The 17,737-nt window shown below is 73.4% G+C and carries 16 protein-coding genes; 10 read left to right on the top strand and 6 right to left on the bottom strand.

Annotation, left to right across the window (positions count from 1 at the left end; genetic code table 11):
* Positions 1 to 27: 27 nt before the first annotated feature.
* Positions 28 to 795 carry an SDR family NAD(P)-dependent oxidoreductase gene (locus ACTWM8_RS28050; RefSeq protein WP_446211559.1) on the bottom strand — a complete coding sequence of 256 codons (768 nt, stop codon included), beginning with the start codon at positions 793 to 795 and terminating at the stop codon, positions 28 to 30.
* A gap of 182 nt (positions 796 to 977) precedes the next feature.
* On the opposite strand from ACTWM8_RS28050, the gene mshA reads away from it, so the two are divergent.
* The 3 genes from mshA (at position 978) to ACTWM8_RS28035 (ending at position 4,280) form a co-directional block, all read left to right on the top strand.
* Positions 978 to 2,342 (top strand): D-inositol-3-phosphate glycosyltransferase, encoded by a 1,365-nt coding sequence (gene mshA, locus ACTWM8_RS28045; RefSeq protein WP_446211558.1) that lies wholly within the window; start codon positions 978 to 980, stop codon positions 2,340 to 2,342.
* Between the two features lie 57 nt (positions 2,343 to 2,399).
* Positions 2,400 to 2,915: a YbjN domain-containing protein gene (locus tag ACTWM8_RS28040; protein WP_446211557.1), complete on the top strand. Its 516-nt coding sequence runs from the start codon at positions 2,400 to 2,402 to the stop codon at positions 2,913 to 2,915.
* A gap of 186 nt (positions 2,916 to 3,101) precedes the next feature.
* Positions 3,102 to 4,280 (top strand): hypothetical protein, encoded by a 1,179-nt coding sequence (locus ACTWM8_RS28035; protein WP_446211556.1) that lies wholly within the window; start codon positions 3,102 to 3,104, stop codon positions 4,278 to 4,280.
* A 416-nt stretch (positions 4,281 to 4,696) separates the two neighbouring features.
* Here the strand turns inward: ACTWM8_RS28035 and ACTWM8_RS28030 are convergent, their stop codons facing one another.
* Together ACTWM8_RS28030 and ACTWM8_RS28025 are read right to left on the bottom strand one after the other, a co-directional pair.
* On the bottom strand, positions 4,697 to 6,001 hold the full coding sequence (locus tag ACTWM8_RS28030) for an MFS transporter (RefSeq protein WP_446211555.1): 1,305 nt from the start codon (positions 5,999 to 6,001) through the stop codon (positions 4,697 to 4,699).
* Positions 6,002 to 6,446: 445 nt separating this feature from the next.
* On the bottom strand, positions 6,447 to 7,787 hold the full coding sequence (locus ACTWM8_RS28025) for an MDR family MFS transporter (RefSeq protein WP_446211554.1): 1,341 nt from the start codon (positions 7,785 to 7,787) through the stop codon (positions 6,447 to 6,449).
* A 151-nt stretch (positions 7,788 to 7,938) separates the two neighbouring features.
* On the opposite strand from ACTWM8_RS28025, the gene ACTWM8_RS28020 reads away from it, so the two are divergent.
* On the top strand, positions 7,939 to 8,706 hold the full coding sequence (locus ACTWM8_RS28020) for a phosphoglyceromutase (protein WP_446211553.1): 768 nt from the start codon (positions 7,939 to 7,941) through the stop codon (positions 8,704 to 8,706).
* A 49-nt stretch (positions 8,707 to 8,755) separates the two neighbouring features.
* On the opposite strand, the gene phoU is transcribed toward ACTWM8_RS28020, so the two are convergent.
* Entirely contained in the window at positions 8,756 to 9,409 is a 654-nt protein-coding gene (gene phoU, locus ACTWM8_RS28015) for a phosphate signaling complex protein PhoU (protein WP_446211552.1), read from the bottom strand.
* Positions 9,410 to 9,641: 232 nt separating this feature from the next.
* On the opposite strand from phoU, the gene ACTWM8_RS28010 reads away from it, so the two are divergent.
* Positions 9,642 to 10,916 (top strand): sensor histidine kinase, encoded by a 1,275-nt coding sequence (locus ACTWM8_RS28010; protein WP_446214702.1) that lies wholly within the window; start codon positions 9,642 to 9,644, stop codon positions 10,914 to 10,916.
* A 20-nt stretch (positions 10,917 to 10,936) separates the two neighbouring features.
* On the top strand, positions 10,937 to 11,620 hold the full coding sequence (locus ACTWM8_RS28005; RefSeq protein WP_154941669.1) for a response regulator transcription factor: 684 nt from the start codon (positions 10,937 to 10,939) through the stop codon (positions 11,618 to 11,620).
* A 4-nt stretch (positions 11,621 to 11,624) separates the two neighbouring features.
* Here the strand turns inward: ACTWM8_RS28005 and ACTWM8_RS28000 are convergent, their stop codons facing one another.
* Positions 11,625 to 12,299 (bottom strand): response regulator, encoded by a 675-nt coding sequence (locus ACTWM8_RS28000; protein WP_446211551.1) that lies wholly within the window; start codon positions 12,297 to 12,299, stop codon positions 11,625 to 11,627.
* On the bottom strand, positions 12,296 to 13,987 hold the full coding sequence (locus ACTWM8_RS27995) for an ATP-binding protein (RefSeq protein WP_446211550.1): 1,692 nt from the start codon (positions 13,985 to 13,987) through the stop codon (positions 12,296 to 12,298). Before ACTWM8_RS27995 ends, ACTWM8_RS28000 begins: the two co-directional genes overlap by 4 nt.
* A 99-nt stretch (positions 13,988 to 14,086) precedes the next feature.
* On the opposite strand from ACTWM8_RS27995, the gene ACTWM8_RS27990 reads away from it, so the two are divergent.
* From ACTWM8_RS27990 to ACTWM8_RS27975, 4 genes are read left to right on the top strand one after another with little or no spacing between them, the layout of a single operon-like run.
* Entirely contained in the window at positions 14,087 to 15,097 is a 1,011-nt protein-coding gene (locus ACTWM8_RS27990; protein WP_446211549.1) for a Bug family tripartite tricarboxylate transporter substrate binding protein, read from the top strand.
* 5 nt (positions 15,098 to 15,102) lie between these two features.
* On the top strand, positions 15,103 to 15,840 hold the full coding sequence (locus tag ACTWM8_RS27985; RefSeq protein ID WP_446211548.1) for a tripartite tricarboxylate transporter TctB family protein: 738 nt from the start codon (positions 15,103 to 15,105) through the stop codon (positions 15,838 to 15,840).
* Positions 15,840 to 17,345, top strand: coding sequence for a tripartite tricarboxylate transporter permease (locus ACTWM8_RS27980; RefSeq protein ID WP_446211547.1), 1,506 nt, complete (start codon positions 15,840 to 15,842; stop codon positions 17,343 to 17,345). Before ACTWM8_RS27985 ends, ACTWM8_RS27980 begins: the two co-directional genes overlap by 1 nt.
* A complete protein-coding gene (locus ACTWM8_RS27975) occupies positions 17,342 to 17,734 on the top strand; it encodes a universal stress protein (protein ID WP_446211546.1) in 393 nt (130 codons plus the stop codon). The genes ACTWM8_RS27980 and ACTWM8_RS27975 overlap by 4 nt, the downstream gene beginning before the upstream one ends.
* Positions 17,735 to 17,737: the final 3 nt, after the last annotated feature.

Raw genomic sequence — 17,737 nt, 5'->3', positions numbered from 1 at the left:
CCGGCCTTCACCCGTGACCGGCCCGGCTCACTGCCCGACCCGGTGCACCTTGTGCTGGGCGGCCTGGGCCAGCGGGCGGACCACCAGCCGGTCCACGTTGACGTGGTGCGGGCGGGTGGCGCACCAGGCGATGCAGTCGGCCACGTCCTCGGCGACCAGCGGCTCGGGCACCCCCGCGTACGTGGCGGCGGCCTTGTCGGCGTCCCCGCCGAAGCGGACCAGCCCGAACTCGTCGGTCCGCACCATCCCCGGGTCGATTTCGATCACCCGGAGCGGCCGCCCGCACAGCTCCAGCCGCAGCGTCCCGGCGATCGCGGTCTGCGCGTGCTTGGCCGCGGCGTAGCCGCCGCCGCCCTCGTACACGGTGAAGCCGGCGGTGGAGGAGACGATCACGATGGTGCCGGCGCCGGACGCCTCCAGGGCGGGCAGCAGCGCCTGGGTGACCCGGAGCGTGCCGAGCACGTTGACGTCGTACATCCACTGCCAGTCGCCGATCGCGCCGGACTCCACCGGGTCCAGCCCGCGCGCCCCGCCGGCGTTGTTCACCAGCAGGGTGACCGGCCCGGGCGCCGCCTGCGCCGCGGCGGCCAACCCGGCCACCGACTCGTCGGAGGTGACGTCGCAGGCCACCGCCGTGGCCGTGCCGCCGGCCGCCTCGATCTCCTTGACCAGCCCGGTCAGCCGGTCGGTACGCCGGGCGGCGGCCAGCACGTGGAAGCCCTCGGCGGCCAGCCGGCGGGCGGTCGCCGCGCCGATCCCGCTGGACGCCCCGGTGACGATCGCGACAGAGGTCATCCGGACATTGTCCCCTCCGTCGCGGGCCGGCCCGGGCGGGGGCCGCCGATGAACTGGATCACGCCGGGGGAGAGCGCGGGCGCATTTCCGTAGCCCGATGGGGAAGATGACACCCGGCGCGCGAGTTGACCGAGAAGCGCCGGTCGTGCGGGACGGCATAAACCGTGACAGAAGGAGCGGACGTGGCGGAAATGCACACCGGCGTCGGTCGTCAGCGAGGTGCCCGGCCGTGGCCCCGCCCCCGGCGGATCGCCACCCTGTCGGTGCACACCTCCCCGTTGCACCAGCCCGGCACCGGTGACGCCGGGGGGATGAACGTCTACATCCTGGAGGTCGCCCGGCGGCTCGCCGAGGCCGACGTCGAGGTGGAGATCTTCACCCGGGCCACCTCCGGTGACCTGCCCCCGGTGGTCGAGATGGCGCCCGGCGTGCACGTCCGGCACATCACCTCCGGGCCGCTGGAGGGGCTGACCAAGGAGGAGCTGCCCGGGCAGCTCTGCGCCTTCACCGCCGGCGTGCTGCGCGCCGAGGCGGCCCGCCCGCCCGGCCACTACGACCTGATCCACTCGCACTACTGGCTCTCCGGGCAGGTCGGCTGGCTGGCCAAGGAACGCTGGGGAGTGCCGCTGGTGCACACCGCGCACACCCTGGCCAAGGTCAAGAACGCCCAGCTCGCCGCCGGTGACCGCCCCGAGCCCAAGGCCCGGGTGATCGGCGAGGAGCAGGTGGTCGCCGAGGCCGACCGGCTGGTGGCCAACACCCGGGTCGAGGCGGCCGACCTGATCGGCCGCTACGACGCCGAACCGGCCCGGGTCGCCGTGGTCGAGCCCGGCGTCGACCTGGACCGCTTCCGTCCCGCCCCCGGCGACCGGGTCGCGGCCACCCGCGCCGCCCGCCGCCGGCTGGGGCTGCCCACCGACGGGTACGTGGTGGCCTTCGTCGGTCGGATCCAGCCGCTGAAGGCGCCCGACGTGCTGGTCCGCGCGGTCGCCGCGCTGCGCGAGTGCGCCCCGGCCCTCGCCGAGGAGCTGACCGTGGTGATCTGCGGCGGCCCGAGCGGCAGCGGGCTCGACCGGCCCACCTCGCTGATGGAGCTGGCCGGATCGCTCGGTGTCACCGACCGGGTGCGCTTCCTGCCCCCGCAGACCGGCGACGACCTGCCCGCCCTCTACCGGGCTGCCGACCTGGTCGCGGTGCCCTCGTACAACGAGTCGTTCGGCCTGGTCGCCCTGGAGGCGCAGGCCTGCGGTACGCCGGTCGTGGCGGCCGCCGTCGGTGGCCTGGTCACCGCCGTGCGGGACGGGGTCAGCGGGGTGCTCGTCGACGGCCACGATCCGGCCGACTGGGCCGCCACGCTCGCCCGCCTGCTGCCCGACCGGGCGCTGCGGACCGACCTGGCGGTGGGCGCGGCCCGGCACGCCCGCAACTTCTCCTGGCAGCGCACCGTCTCCGGCCTGCTCGCCGTCTACGGGGAGGCGATCGCCGAGCACCGGGGACGGCTGGCCGCCCAGCTCGCCGGGGACCCGGCGCTGTCCTGTTCCTGGTGACCCGGGCCACCTCCGCGCGTCCGGTGCGTCCCGGCGGGCGCCCGTAGAGTGGGTGCGATGAGCGCGAAGAGCGACCTGGCCGCCCTGATCGAGTCCGTCTGCACCGAGCGTGAGCTGGACTGGGAGTCGACCGGCGAGGGTTCCTACGCGGTCACCCTGCCCGGCACGCACAAGCTGAAGACGGTCTGCAACCTGATCGTCGGCGAGCACGCGCTGCGGGTCGAGGCGTTCGTGATGCGCCAGCCCGACGAGCGGCGCGAGGAGCTGTGGGCCTGGCTGCTGCAGCGCAACGCCCGGATGTACGGCGTCTCGTTCTCCATCGACGCGGTGGGCGACGTCTACCTCACCGGGCGGGTCAACCGGGCCGGCATCGACGCCGACGAGCTGGACCGGCTGCTCGGCGCGGTGCTCACGTACGCGGACGAGTCGTTCGACACGATGCTGGAGATCGGCTTCGGCAGCTCGATCCGCCGGGAGTGGGAGTGGCGGGTCAAGCGGGGCGAGTCCACCGCCAACCTCGCCGCCTTCGCCCACCTTTTCGAGCCGTCCGCCGGAGGTTCGGACCGGTCCTGACGGGTATGCCGCACCGCTGCGGTGCGGCGAAACGGGACCCGCCGCAGGCCGAGACGGACTGTCGAGGAGCGTGTGATGGCTCAGCGGAACAGCTCAGGTCGCGGCGGAACTGCGACCAGGACGAAACAGCAGGCGGGCAACCAGACGCCGAACACTCCGGGGATTTCGGAGTCGGAGATCTCGCGGATGCGGGTCGACGACATCCGGGGTCAGTTGCGGCGTCGCGGTGTCTCCGGCATCTCCGCTCTGCGCAAGCCCGAGTTGGTCAAGACGCTCGCGCGGACCCTGCGGTCCGAGGGCCGCCCCGGCGCCGCGGCCCGCCGCGCCACCGGCCCGGCGGGCCGGGCGCCCGCCAAGAAGGCCGGCGCGACGAAGGCCGCCGCGAAGAAGACGACGGCCGCTCGGAAGACCACGACCGCCCGGGCGAAGGCCGCGCCGGCCCCCGCCCGCAAGGCGGCGCCGGCCCGCAAGGCCGCGCCGGCGGCCCGGAAGGCGACGACCGCCCGGGCGAAGGCGGCACCGGCCAAGGCGGCCCGAGCCAAGGCCGCGCCCGCGAAGGCGGGCGCTCGCGCGAAGGCCGCGCCGGCGAAGAAGGCCGCGCCGGCGAGAAAGGCCGCGCCGGCGAAGGCGGGCGCTCGCGCGAAGGCCGCGCCGGCGAAGGCGGGCGCTCGCGCGAAGGCCGCGCCGGCGAAGGCGGGCGCTCGCGCGAAGGCCGCGCCGGCGAAGGCGGGCGCTCGCGCCAAGACGGCCCCGGCGAAGGCCGGCGCCCGCGCCAAGACGGCCCCGGCGAGGAAGGCCGCTCCGGCGAAGGCGGGGGCTCGGGCGAAGGCCGCTCCGGCGAAGGCGGGCGCTCGCGCGAAGGCCGCGCCCGCGAAGAAGACCGCACCGGCGAGGAAGGCCGCTCCGGCGAAGGCCGGGGCCGGGGCCACGCCCGCCCAGCGGGTCATCGCCCCGCCGGCCGCTGTCGGCGCGACCGCCACGGCCCGGACCACCGGCGTACGGACCGGCCGATCCAGTTCCCGGTCGGTACGGTCGTCGCAGGTGATCTCCTCCCCGGCGGACCGCCCCGAGCGCCCCGGCCGCAGCCTGGTCACCAGCAACCACGAGGTGATCCAGAATTGGGCGCGGGCCCGTGGCGCCCAACCGGCGACCATCGCCGGCACCGAGCGCGAGGGCCGGCCGGGGGTGCTGACCTTCGAGATCCCGGGCTACCGGGAGAGCAGCCGGGTCCAGGTGATCAGCTGGGACGACTGGTTCCGGACCTTCGACACCCGGCGGCTGAACCTCATCTACCAGGAGGAGCTGCGCGACGGTCGGCAGAGCAACTTCTTCCGGACGGAGTCACCCGATCGGGAGGAGGCCTGAGGTGTTTACGGGAATGGTCGCCGGGTACGCCGTGTTGACCGTTGCGAGGCCCGGAGCAGGGGTGTCGGACGCCACGTCGGCGCTGTGACCGGCGAGACAGCGATCCGGGTTGAATCCGGAATCCGGGCGAACTAACTTTATTGCACCGCGCCACGCTCGGAACCGTTCGGGGGAGCGGCGGATCGATCAGATCCGAGCACGAGTGAGGCGCAAGAAACGGGTGGAGCACATCGTTGGGGGACGGTGCCACCCGTGGAACCGGCGGCGCGAGCGGGCGACGCTTACGGGGGTGAGTGTCGCCCGCCGCCGCCGGGCAAGCGGTGCGGATGCCCATCACGACCACGGTCGTGGTGGGCGTTCTGCCGTTTCGGCCGAGGTGCCGGCAACGACGGCTCCAGTGCCCCGGCCTGGAGCCGTCAGCCCACCGGCTGCGAGGCGCGCGTCGGTGCGACCACCCGCCGCGCCGCCACCCGGCGCTCCCGGCTCGGCCCGGCCAGCAGGTGCCCGCCCGCGGCGAGCAGACCCAGGGCCGCCACCACCAGCCAGTGCCGCTCACCGAGGTACTGCAGGCTCACCCCGCCCAGCGTCGGCGCGACGAAGGACGCGGCCGGGAAGGTCAGGTAGAACACCGACTGGTAGCGCGCCCGCAGCTCGGGCGGGGCCAGGTCGGCGTTGATCTGCGCGTTCGGCGGCGCGGCCAGCATCGAGCCGACCGTCCAGACCACCGCGGCGGCCAGGTAGACCCAGAGCTGGTCGGCGACGGCCAGCGCACCGAACCCCACCGCCAGCAAGCCGGTGGAGAGGGCCAGCACCCGGTGCGCCCGACGCCGGTCGATCAGCCTGGGTACGAAGAGCTGCCCCACCACGATCAGCGCGCCGCCCAGCGCCACCACCGTCCCGTACGCCGACGGGCTCAGGCCGTCCGCGCGCATGGCCAGCGGCATGATCGTCGAGGTCTGCATGGTGAGCACGGCCAGCACGAAGGTGAGCCCGACGAAGACCAGGAAGGTCCGGTCGGTCAGCGCGGTGTGCAGCCCCGGCGGGCGGGAGCGCCCGACGCCCGCGGCCACCAGCTCGCCGGCAGTCCGCCCGGCCTGCTCTGGGCTGCTTCCCGCCGGTCCGGTGCGGCGGCGTGGCAGGGTCTCCGGGACCTTCCAGGCGATCAGCGCGGCGGCGGCGAGGGTGGCGGCGGCGTCGACCAGGAAGAGCGCGAGAAAGCTCGCCTCGGCCAGCAGTCCGGCCAGCAGCGAGGCCACCGCCATGCCGAGGTTGAACGCCCAGAACTGGAGGTTGAACGCGCGGGAGCGGCGGTGCTCGGGGACCACGTCCACGATCGCCGCGACGAAGGCCGGGCTCGGCATCGAGTGCGCGATCCCGACCAGCGCGGCCAGCGCCGCGATCACCGCGAGGTGCCGGCTGAACGCCAGCCCCACCATCAGCCCCGCCGCCGCCAGGTGCGCGGCGAGCAGGGTGGCGCGCCGGCCCCAGCGGTCCGCCAGCACCCCGCCGAGCAGCACCCCGACCGCCCCGCCCGCCCCGTACGCACCGACCACCGCGCCGGCCAGCGACTCGCTGGCCCCGCGCGCCGCGGTGAGGTAGAGCGACAGGAAGAGCACCGCGAAGGCGCCGGCCCGGTTGACCAGCAGCCCCGCCCAGAGGTACCAGAAGGTGGCGGGAAGACCGCCGGCAGTTCCGTCCCACCAGCGCCGCAACCCGCGCACCTGTCCTCCAGAAACCTTGTTAACCGATTCGTTCCCGACCGTATGCAGCCCCGCGCGACCGCGCCACCGTGTCGGTGATCACCAGCGGCCCCGCCGGCGGCGCCCCGCGTTACGGCACGGCGGGTTCGGGCGGGCCGGAGGCGGACGGTGGTCGGAGGTCCTGTCGAGCTGATGTCGTCAACGATTCGGGCTCCGGGTCCGACGGGCTTGATTCGTTCACGTCATCAGCTCGACAGGGCCCGCAGGCACCCTGCCTCGTCCGAGCCCGGCAGGCCGGCGGGCGGGCGGCAGCGGCCCCGGCCGGTCCGCGCGTCCTGTCGGGCGCCGGCGGTCGGTAGGGCGGCCCAGCCGGTCCGCGCGTCCTGTCGGGCGCCGGGCGGGCGGCAGGGCGGCAGCGGCCTTGGCCGGTCCACGTGCCCGGTCAGGGTGCCGGCGGTCGGCGTACTCAGGACGGGGAGTGGGCCGCGACCGGCTCGGCCGGGGCGGTGGCGGCGGCCTCGGCCGCCTGGGGGGCCGGCTGCCGGACGGCGGTGACCGGCGTGACCGGCGTGACCGGCTGCGTCGCCGGCCGGAGCTGGGCGGCCCGCCGCTCCCGGGCCGGCCCGGAGACCAGGTGGGCCACCGCCATCAGCGCGCCGATGGCGGCGCAGCCGAGCCAGAGTTCGGTGTTGCCGGCCCGTTCCCGGACCAGGCCGCCGAGGATCGGCGCGACCGCCCCGGCGATCTGCCAGGACAGCGAGAAGACGCCCTGGTAGCGGCCGCGCAGCCGGTCGGGGGAGAGCTCGGCGATGAGGGTGGCGTTGGACGGCGAGTTGAGCATCTCGCCGAGGGTCCAGATCAGCACGGTGAGGCCGTAGAACCAGGCGGCGTCGGCGAACGCGGTCAGACCGAAGCCGACGCCCATCACCAGCGAGGCCAGGGCGAGCACGTGCGACCGGCTGCGCCCCCTGATCAGCCGGGGTACGAAGAGCTGCCCGACGACGATCAGCACGCCGTTGAGCGCGATCACCGAGCCGTAGGTGGCCGGGCTGAGGCCCGAGTCGCCCATCGCGATCGGCAGCATCGAGATGTGCTGGAGGAAGACCAGCGCGGCGAACAGGTTCAGCGCCACGAAGCCCAGGAAGACCCGGTCGGTGGCGATGGTGCGCAGCGCGCCGACCGGGGCGGCGCCACCGGGGCGGGCCGGGGCGGCCGAGACCCGGCGGGTCTCCTTGACCCGGGTGAAGATGATCAGCGCGGTGACCACGGTGGTGGCCGCGTCGACCACGAAGAGCAGCAGGTAGCCGGCCTGGGCGGCGAACCCGGCGAGCACCGCGGCGCAGGCGAAGCCGAGGTTGATCGCCCAGTAGTTCAGCGAGAAGGCGCGCAACCGGTCCTTCTCGGGCACCACGTCGATCATCATGGCGCCGAACGCCGGCCGGGCCGCCTCGGCGAACATGCCGAGCAGCAGCGCGCCCGTGGCCACCGCCCAGAGCGGCCGGGCGAAGCCGAGCGCGAGCATCATGGTGGCCGCGCCGAGGTGCGCGGTGAGCAGCGTGGGCCGCCGTCCCCAGCGGTCGGTGAGCGTGCCGCCGACGGTGGTGCCGACCGCGCCGCCGACGCCCCACAGGCCCAGCACCAGGCCGGCCTGGGTGGGGGAGAAGCCGCGTTCCTGGGTGAGGTAGATGGCGAGGAAGACCAGGACGAACGAACCGAGCCGGTTGATCAGGGTGCCGGTCCAGAGGTACCAGAAGGTCCTCGGCAGCCCTCCGGTGGTGTCCCGGAACCAACTTCGCACCGTCCGCACGCCCGCGCCCCCGCTTCGGTAATGACCGCCAAGTTCTAAGCGCCTTACAACCTAGTGCCGGCCCGGAACGCGGGTCATCGGTTTTTCCACGTGGTGGTCGTCACGGCCACCACCCGCGTGTCCACCGGCGGGGTGCGGCAGGATGATCGGCATGACTGCGAGCGAGGGGCCCACCGTCGGGACGCTGGTCCTGCTGCGGCACGGCGAGAGTGACTGGAACGCCAAGAACCTCTTCACCGGCTGGGTGGACGTCGACCTGACCGAGAAGGGCGAGAACGAGGCGCGGCGCGGCGGCGAACTGCTGCGCGAGCACAGCCTGCTGCCCGACGTGGTGCACACCAGCGTGATGCGCCGCGCGATCCGTACCGCCGAGCTGGCGCTCAACGCCGCCGACCGGCACTGGATCGCGGTGCGCCGGTCGTGGCGGCTCAACGAGCGGCACTACGGCGCCCTCCAGGGCAAGGACAAGAAGCAGACCCTGGAGGAGTACGGCGAGGAGCAGTTCATGCTCTGGCGCCGGTCGTACGACACGCCGCCGCCGCCGATCGCCGACGACGACGAGTTCTCGCAGGTCGGCGACGCGCGCTACGCGCTGCTGCCGGCCGAGCTGATGCCGCGCACCGAGTGCCTCAAGGACGTCGTCGAGCGGATGCTGCCGTACTGGTACGACTCGATCGTGCCGGACATCCTGGCCGGCCGTACGGTGCTGGTGGCCGCCCACGGCAACTCGCTGCGCGCCCTGGTCAAGCACCTCGACCAGATCAGCGACGAGGCGATCGCCAAGCTGAACATCCCCACCGGCATCCCGCTGCGCTACGACCTCGACGCCCAGCTGCGCCCGCACACCCTGGGCGGCACCTACCTCGACCCGGCCGCCGCCAAGGCAGCCGCCGCGGCGGTGGCCAACCAGGGCCGCTGACGCCACGACGAAGGCCCCCGGTCCGCCGGGGGCCTTCGTCGTGCCCGGGTCAGTTCGGCGCGGGCGTGGACTCGCCGGTGATCAGGTAGACCACGTGCTCGCCGGCGTTCACCGCGTGGTCGGCGAAGCGCTCGTAGAAGCGGCCGAGCAGGGTGGCGTCGATCGCCGTCTCCACCCCGTACGGCCAGTCGTCGCCGAGCAGCACGCCGAACAGGCTCTTGTGCAGGTCGTCCATGGCGTCGTCGTCGCGGTCCAGCTCGGCGGCGAGGTCGGCGTCGGGCTTGGCCAGCACCGCGCCGATCTTCTCCGCCATCCGGTCGGCGATGGCGGCCATGTCGGTGAAGACCGGCCGCAGCTCGGCCGGCACCGCCGGCGACGGGTGCCGGCGCAGCGCCGTCTTGGCGACGTGGTCCGCCAGGTCGCCCATCCGCTCCAGGTCCGCCGCGACGTGCAGTGCGGTGATCATGGCCCGCAGGTCGGAGGCGACCGGCGCCTGCCGGGCGAGCAGGTTGCAGACCCGCTCCTCGACGTGCTGGTAGAGGTCGTCGATCTCGGCGTCCCGCGCGATCACGGCCTCGGACGCCTCGCGGTCGGCGGTGAGCAGGCCGCGGGTGGCCTGGCGCATCGCGGCGCGGACCCCTTCCGCCATGTCCACCAGCAGCTGGCTGACAATCTGCAGGTCGGCCCGGAACTCGTCGCGCATCGTCACTTCCTGGGGTCGGTGCCGCCGGCCCCGCGCAGGGGCGTCCGGCAAACGGGTCGAGCAGGTGCGCGCCAACCGTAGGCGGGGGGAGCGGACCCGAGGTGAACTCCGGTGAACGACGCGAGACCCAAGAGTGAACTTCTGCGGAAGTGAGGATGATTCGTCCCGTTATGGGCGATAGCCAGGTTAACAATGACCCTACGATCGCCGGGTGGAATGGGTGGTGGCGGTCCTGGTGGCCGTGGCGCTGGCGACCGGCCTGGTCGCCGGTCTGCTGCTGTCCGGGCCCGTCCGCGAGTGGTGGCGGCGCCGGGCGGCGTCGTCGGGGAGCCGTGGCTCCCGCTGGAGCTCAGGGAGGCTCGCGATTCCCGACGACCAGCAGGGCGGCCTCACCGGGCTCGGCCGCAGGACGATCGACTCACTGCGCGCCGGCGTGGTCGTGCTCGACCCGGACGACGTGCCCGTGCTGGTCAACCCGGCCGCCCGGGCGATGGGCCTGCTCCGCACCGGCCCCACGCCCGGCTCCATCGCCGCCCACCCACTGATCCGTACCCTCGCCGGGCAGGTGCGCCGCACCGGCGTGCGGCGCGAGATCGAGCTGGACCTGCCGCGCGGCCGCGACAACCCCGGCGTGAACCCGCTCGGGGTGCACCTGCGGGCGATGGGGCTCGGCGCCGGCTACATCTCGATCGAGGCCGCCGACGTCACCGAGTCGCACCGGCTGGCCCGGGTCCGCCGGGACTTCGTCGCCAACGTCAGCCACGAGCTGAAGACCCCCATCGGGGCGCTGCAACTGCTCGCCGAGGCGCTGCTCGACGCCACCGAACCCGCCGGGGCGGCCGCGCCGGACCTCTCCGAGGACCTGGTCGCCGCCCGCCGCTTCGCCGAACGGATCCAGCACGAGTCGACCCGGCTGGGGCGGCTGGTGCAGGAGTTGCTGGAGCTGACCCGGCTGCAGGGCGCGGAGCCGCAACCCGCGCCGGAGCCGGTCGCGGTCGACTGGGTGGTCGCCGAGGTGCTCGACCGGACCCGGACCGCGGCCGCCGCCCGGCAGATCCAGGTGCTGACGGAGGGCGAGAAGGGGCTGACCGTGTACGGCAGCGACGCCCAGATCGCCACCGCCGTGGCCAACCTGGTGGAGAACGCGATCAACTACTCGGGCGAGGGCACCACCGTCCGGGTCGCCACCCGGGCCGACGAGGAACACGTCGAGATCGCCGTCACCGACCAGGGCATCGGCATCGCCCCCAACGAGGTGGACCGGATCTTCGAACGGTTCTACCGGGCCGACCAGGCCCGCTCCCGCTCCACCGGTGGCACCGGCCTCGGCCTGGCCATCGTCAAACACATCGCCAGCAACCATGGCGGCCGGGTGGAGGTGACGAGCACTCTTGGAGGGGGCTCGACGTTCACTCTCCGGTTACCGGCCAGCCCCCCGGCCGACCTGGAGACGATACTGCCGTCGGCTGGGATCGAGGCCGGCCCGGCCGAGCTTCGCCAGGTCTGACCGCACGAGAGGAAGCACCGTTGAGCCGCGTTCTGGTGGTCGAGGACGAGGAGTCGTTCTCCGACGCCCTGTCGTACATGCTCCGCAAGGAGGGTTTCGAGGTGTCCGTCGCTGCGACGGGCCCCTCCGCCCTCACCGAGTTCGACCGGACCGGCGCGGACATCGTCCTGCTCGACCTGATGCTCCCCGAGATGTCCGGGACGGAGGTCTGCCGGCAGCTGCGGCAGCGCTCGCACGTACCGATCATCATGGTCACCGCCCGGGACAGTGAGATCGACAAGGTGGTCGGCCTGGAGATCGGGGCCGACGACTACGTCACCAAGCCGTACTCGCCGCGGGAGCTGGTGGCCCGGATCCGGGCGGTGCTGCGCCGGCAGAGCCCCGAAGTGACCGAGTCGGGCGCGCCGACGCTGGCCGCCGGCCCGGTCCGGATGGACATCGAGCGGCATGTGGTGACCGTCGACGGCGCCGCGGTCCAGCTGCCGCTGAAGGAGTTCGAGCTGCTGGAGCTGCTGCTGCGCAACGCCGGCCGGGTGCTCACCCGGGGGCAGCTCATCGACCGGGTCTGGGGCGCCGACTACGTCGGCGACACCAAGACGCTGGACGTGCACGTCAAGCGGCTGCGCTCGAAGGTCGAGCCGGAGCCGTCCGCGCCACGGTTCATCGTCACCGTGCGCGGCCTCGGCTACAAGTTCGAGCCGTAGGCCGTCAGGAGACCCAGCCGTAGCGACGCTCCGGGCGGCCGGCGGAGCCGTACCGGAGGTTGACCTCCGCCCGCCCGGTGTCGGCGAAGTGCTCCAGGTAACGGCGGGCGCTGACCCGGGAGATGCCCACCGCGTTGGCGCACTCGGCGGCGGAGAACGTCCCCGAGTGTCCCCGCAGGGTACGTTCGACCAGGTCGGCGGTCTCCGCGCTGAGGCCTCGGGGCAGCGCCGAGGTGGCGATGTGCGCGCCGCTGCGGGACAACACCCGGTCCACGTCGGCCTGGTCGCTCACCACCGTGGCGCGCAGCGCGTTGCGCCGGGCGGCGTACTGCTCCAGCCGGGTCCGCAGCTCGTCGAAGCCGAACGGCTTGAGCAGGTAGTTGACCGCGCCGTAGCGGACCGCCCGACGTACCGCCTCGGCCTCCCGGGCCGCGCTGATCACCAGCACGTCGCAGTCGTGCCGGGCGGCCCGCAGCCGGGTCACCACGTCCAGGCCGAACATGTCCGGCAGGTAGAGGTCGAGCAGCACCAGGTCGGGGCGGAGCTCGTCGACGGCGGCGATCGCCTGTTCGCCGGTGCTGGCCGTGCCCACCACCCGGAAGCCGTCGATCCGCTCGACGAAGCCCCGGTGGATCCGGGCCACCATGAAGTCGTCGTCGACCACCAGTACGTCGATCACCGGACCCCCTCCAGAGTGCCGGTCACCGACATCCGGGCCGTGAACATCGCGCCCTCCTCGGTGTTCGTCACCGCCACCTCGCCGCCGCGACGGTGACAGACCAGCCGGGTGAGTGCCAACCCGATGCCCCGCTCGCCGCCCCGGGCCGCCTTCGTGGTGAAGCCGTGGGTGAAGACCTCCTGGGCCAGCTCCGGTGCGATCCCCGGGCCGGAGTCGCGGACCACGATCTCCACCGAGGAGGCGTCCCGACGCAGCTCGACCTCGACCCAGGCCGGCCGGTCCGGGTCAGGCTCGCCGGCCGCCGCGCCGTCGCGACCACCGGTAGTCGCGCCGACCGGTGCGTCCCGGCCGCCGGCGACCGCCTCCACCGCGTTGTCGACCAGGTTGCCCAGCACCGTCGCCACGTCCGCCGCGACCTCCGGCGCCAGTCGGTCCAGCCCGGTCCGCTCGGAGATCCGCAGCTCCACCCGGCGCTCCGCGGCCAGCGCGGACTTCGCCATCAGCAGCGCCGCCACCGCCGTGTCGTGGATCCGGCTGGTGACGGTGAGGTCGAGCGAGGCCCGGTGCCGGCTGAGCGCGTCGACGTAGCGGACCACCTCGTCGTGCTCGCCGATCTGGATCAGCCCGGAGATGGTGTGCAGCTGGTTGGCGAACTCGTGGGTCTGCGCCCGGAGCAGCTCGGTGGTGCTGCGGAACGAGCCGATCTCCTGCTCCAGCCGGGCCAGCTCGGTACGGTCCCGCAGGGTGGTCACCGAGCCGAGCCGGCGGCCGTCCTTGGCGACCGTCATCCGGTTCATCACCAGCACCCGGCCGCCCCGGACCACCACCTCGTCCCGGGCCTCCGGGCCGCCGTCGGCGCCGGCCAGCACGTCCCGCAGCCGACCGGAGATCCGCAGGTCGGCGAGGCTGCGGCCGAGGCAGTGCTCGGGCAGGTCGAGCAGCCGGCGGCCGACCGCGTTCACCAGGGTGATCCGCTGCTGCGGGTCCAGCGCGATCACCCCCTCGGCGATGCCGTGCAGCAGCGCCTCCCGGTGCTCGGCCAGGCCGGCGATCTCCCGTGGCTCCAGGCCCAGGGTCTGCCGCTTGATCCGCCGGGCCAGCAGCCACGACCCGGCCACCCCCAGCAGGCTGGCGATGCCCAGGTACGTGAACAGGTACGACGAGGCGCCGACCAGCCGCTCCGACCAGGTCGGCGCGGCCTCGCCGATCATCACCACCCCGAGGTGCCGCCCGAGGTTGTCCCTGCGGTCGCCGAGCACGGGCACCTGGGCGACCAGCTCCCGGGAGTCGCCGACCCCCAGCTCGCCGGACCAGCTCCGGCCCCGTGCGACCTCGGGATCGCCGAGCTCGAGCGGGCTCCCCACCAGCGTCGGGTCGGTGGAGCTGACCACCCGCCCCCGGGCGTCGGCCACGGTCACCGAGGTCACCCCGGACCGGTTCAGCGCGTTCTGCACCAGCGGGGCGACCAGCTCCGCCGGCGCCGGCTGGTTGAGTCGCTCGCGCAGCAACGGGCTGCCGGCGAGCTCCTCGCCGAGGGCGGCAACCCGGCGCCCCTCCACCCGGTTGAAGGTCGCCGCGGACTGGGCCAGCGAGACCGCGGCGACGGCCACCAGCACGACCACGATGATCGCGAGCTGGAGGACGAGCAACTGCCCGGCCAAGGTACGGCGGGGCGTGACCGCGACCACAAAGACCTCAATTTCCGCTGGTGACACAAGGCAGACGCGGGATCTGCCCGGGGGTCATCATCTTGCCGCCGGACTCCTTCGAAACGGAAGAGAAACATGATGGCAACTCGGAGAAAACTGCTGGTCGTGGGCGTCGCCGCCGCCACGGCGCTGGCGCTGGGCGCGTGCGGCGCCACCGCCGACAAGAACGCGGGCTCGTCCGGCGGCGGTGACGGCAAGCCGGCCACCGGGCTGCGGCTGATGGTGCCGAACACCCCCGGCGGCGGGTACGACACCACGGCCCGTACCGCGGCCAAGGTGATGGAGGACGCCAAGATCGCCACCGGGGTGCAGGTCTTCAACCTGCCCGGCGCGGGCGGCACCGTCGGCCTCCAGCGCACCGTCAACGAGAAGGGCAACGGCAAGCTCGCCATGCAGATGGGGCTGGGCGTGGTCGGTGCCTCGTACACCTCCAAGTCCAAGGCGACGCTGACCCAGACCACCCCGCTGGCCAAGCTGATCGAGGAGGCCGGCGCCATCGTGGTGCCGAAGGACTCCCCGTACAAGACGATCCAGGACCTGGTCACCGCCTGGAAGGCCAACCCGAAGGGGATCGCGGTCGGTGGCGGCTCCTCGCCGGGCGGCCCCGACCACCTGCTGCCGATGCAGCTCGCCAAGACCGTCGGCATCGACCCGCGCCAGGTCAACTTCGTCTCGTACGACGGCGGCGGCGAGCTGCTGCCGGCAGTGCTCGGCGGCAAGGTGGCCTTCGGCGCCAGCGGCTTCGGCGAGTTCCTCGACCAGGTCGAGGCCGGCCAGATCCGGGTCCTCGCGGTGACCAGCGAGGCGCCGATCGACGCGCTCAAGGACGTGCCGACGCTGAAGTCCGCCGGCATCGACCTGGTCTTCACCAACTGGCGGGGCATCGTCGCGCCGCCCGGCATCAGCGACGCCGACAAGAAGGTCTGGATCGACGCGCTGACGAAGATGCACGAGTCCGAGGAGTGGAAGGCCGAGCTGGCCAAGCGGGGCTGGACCGACGCCTTCGTCACCGGCGACGAGTTCGGCACCTTCCTCACCGAGCAGGACAAGTCCGTGGCCGACCTGCTCAAGCAGCTCGGGCTGGCATGACCGGCATGACGACCTCACCGGACCGGGGCGGCGACCCGCCGCCCCGCCCGGCGGCGCGCGAGGGGACCATCCCCGCGGTACCGCCGATCCCGGCGCAACCGACCGCGGGGGCCGCCGATCCGGCGACCCCCGCGGCGGGGGCCGAGGCGGTCCCGCCGGCCGCGGAGCGTACGCCGGACCTGCCGGCGGTGGCGCGGCCCGCCGCGGCCGACGACGCGCCCGCGGCCGCGAACCCGGCCGACGGTGCGGACCGGACCGGGAAGCCGGACCGGGCGCAGTACGCCGTCTGCGCGTTCCTGGCGCTGGTCGGCGGACTGGTCATCGTCGACGCGGCCCGTACCGGGCACGCGATCAGCACCGCCGACCCGATCGGCCCGAAGCCCGTGCCGATCCTGCTCGGTGTGCTGCTGCTGATCGTCGCCGCGATCTACGCGGTGGACGTGGCCCGCGGCGGCAGCGGTGAGCCGGAGGCCGGCGAGGACGTCGATCTGACCACCCCGATCGACTGGCGGACGGTACTGCTGCTGATCGGCGCGTTCCTGGTCAACGCCGTGCTCATCGACCGGCTCGGTTGGGTGATCAGCGGGACGTTGCTCTTTTGGGGCTCGGCCTTCGCGCTGGGCAACCGGCACCACGTGCGCAACCTGCTGATCGCCGTCGCGCTGTCGTTGATCACCTTCTACACGTTCGCCATCGGGCTCGGCGTGAACCTGCCCGCGGGCGTGCTGCAAGGGATCCTGTGATGGACAACCTCGGAAACCTGCTCGACGGGTTCGCCAACGTGGTGACCCCGATGAACCTGCTGATCGCGCTGCTCGGGGTGACCATCGGCACCGCCGTGGGCGTGCTGCCCGGCATCGGCCCGGCGATGACGGTGGCACTGCTGCTGCCGGTCACCTACGGGATGGAGCCCACCCAGGCGTTCATCATGTTCGCCGGCATCTTCTACGGCGGCATGTACGGCGGCTCGACCACTTCGATCCTGCTGAACACCCCCGGCGAGTCGTCCTCGGTGGTGACCGCGATCGAGGGCAACAAGATGGCGAAGGCGGGACGCGCGGCGCAGGCGCTGGCCACCGCCGCGATCGGCTCGTTCGTCGCCGGCACCATCGCCACCCTGCTGCTGGTGGTGGTGACCCCGCCGGTGGTGCAGTTCGCGATCAGCCTCGGCGCGCCGGACTACTTCGCGCTGATGCTGCTGTCGTTCGTGGCGGTCACCGCGGTGCTCGGGGCCTCCCGGGTCCGCGGCTTCGCCTCGCTGCTGATCGGCCTGGTCATCGGCACCATCGGGATCGACGCGGTGAGCGGCCAGCAGCGGCTCACCCTGGGCATCCCGCAACTCGCCGACGGCATCGACGTGGTGGTCGTGGCGGTCGGCATCTTCGCCGTCGGCGAGGCGCTCTGGATCGCCGCGCACCTGCGCCGCCGCGCCGCCGAGGTGATCCCGGTCGGCCGGCCCTGGATGGGGCGGCAGGACTGGAAGCGGTCCTGGAAGCCGTGGCTGCGCGGCACCGCGTACGGGTTCCCGTTCGGGGCGCTGCCGGCGGGCGGCGCGGAGATCCCGACGTTCCTCTCGTACGCCACCGAGAAGAAGCTGACGAAGCACCCGGAGGAGTTCGGCCGGGGCGCGATCGAGGGCGTCGCCGGCCCGGAGGCGGCCAACAACGCCTCCGCCGCCGGCACGCTCGTGCCGATGCTGGCCATCGGCCTGCCCACCAACGCCACCGCCGCGGTGATGCTGGCCGCCTTTCAGCAGTACGGCATCCAGCCCGGCCCGCTGCTCTTCGAGCGGGAGTCCGGTCTGGTCTGGACGCTGATCGCCAGCCTCTTCGTGGGCAACCTGCTGTTGCTGGTGCTGAACCTGCCGCTCGCGCCCGCCTGGGCGCGGCTGCTGCGGATTCCCCGCCCGTACCTCTACGCCGGGATCCTCTTCTTCGCCTCGATGGGCGCGTACGCGGTCAACGCCCAGCCGTTCGACCTGTTCCTGCTGCTCACCCTCGGCCTGCTCGGGTTCGGCATGCGGCGGTTCGGGCTGCCGATCCTGCCGCTGATCGTCGGGGTGATCCTCGGCCCGCGCGCCGAGCTGCAGGGCCGGCGGGCGTTGCAGCTCTCCGGCGGCGAGCTGCACGGCCTGCTCGGCGGCTGGGTCTCCTGGACGATCTACGCGGTGATCGTGGTGGTGCTGCTCTGGCCGGTGCTCGGCCGCTTCGTCGTCCGAGGAGTTCGGGAAAGGCTGGTGACCCGATGACCGTGCTGGTGGGGTACGTCCCCTCGGCCCTGGGTGAGGCGGCCCTGCGGGCCGCCGTGGAGCAGGCCCGGTTCCGCGACGAGCCGGTGCTGGTGGTGAACACCTCGCGTGGCGACGCCTACGTCGACCCGCGCTTCGCCCAAGCGGGCGACCTGGCCCGGGTGGTCCGCGAGCTGACCGCCGACGGGGTGCCGCACACCGTCCGGCAGCTGATGCGGGGCCGGGACGCGGCCGAGGAGATCGCCGAGATCGCCGAGGCGGAGGAGATCTCGCTGGTGGTGATCGGCATCCGGCACCGCACCCCGGTGGGCAAGCTGATCATGGGGTCGACCGCGCAGGAGATCCTGCTCCGGGTGCCCTGCCCGGTGCTCGCCGTGAAGGCCGACTGAGTG

It is taken from the genome of Micromonospora sp. IBSANI012 (genome assembly GCF_052814045.1).
The sequence above is the reverse complement of the archived record's forward strand: the minus strand, read 5'-3'. Positions and strand labels throughout refer to the sequence as shown.

Coding starts and splice junctions, on each gene's coding strand:
- ACTWM8_RS28050 (WP_446211559.1), bottom strand. CDS start 795: ATGACCTCTGTCGCGATCGTCACCGGGGCGTCCAGCGGGATCGGCGCG.
- ACTWM8_RS28040 (WP_446211557.1), top strand. CDS start 2,400: ATGAGCGCGAAGAGCGACCTGGCCGCCCTGATCGAGTCCGTCTGCACC.
- ACTWM8_RS28035 (WP_446211556.1), top strand. CDS start 3,102: ATGCGGGTCGACGACATCCGGGGTCAGTTGCGGCGTCGCGGTGTCTCC.
- ACTWM8_RS28020 (WP_446211553.1), top strand. CDS start 7,939: ATGACTGCGAGCGAGGGGCCCACCGTCGGGACGCTGGTCCTGCTGCGG.
- phoU (WP_446211552.1), bottom strand. CDS start 9,409: ATGCGCGACGAGTTCCGGGCCGACCTGCAGATTGTCAGCCAGCTGCTG.
- ACTWM8_RS27990 (WP_446211549.1), top strand. CDS start 14,087: ATGGCAACTCGGAGAAAACTGCTGGTCGTGGGCGTCGCCGCCGCCACG.
- ACTWM8_RS27985 (WP_446211548.1), top strand. CDS start 15,103: ATGACGACCTCACCGGACCGGGGCGGCGACCCGCCGCCCCGCCCGGCG.
- ACTWM8_RS27980 (WP_446211547.1), top strand. CDS start 15,840: ATGGACAACCTCGGAAACCTGCTCGACGGGTTCGCCAACGTGGTGACC.
- ACTWM8_RS27975 (WP_446211546.1), top strand. CDS start 17,342: ATGACCGTGCTGGTGGGGTACGTCCCCTCGGCCCTGGGTGAGGCGGCC.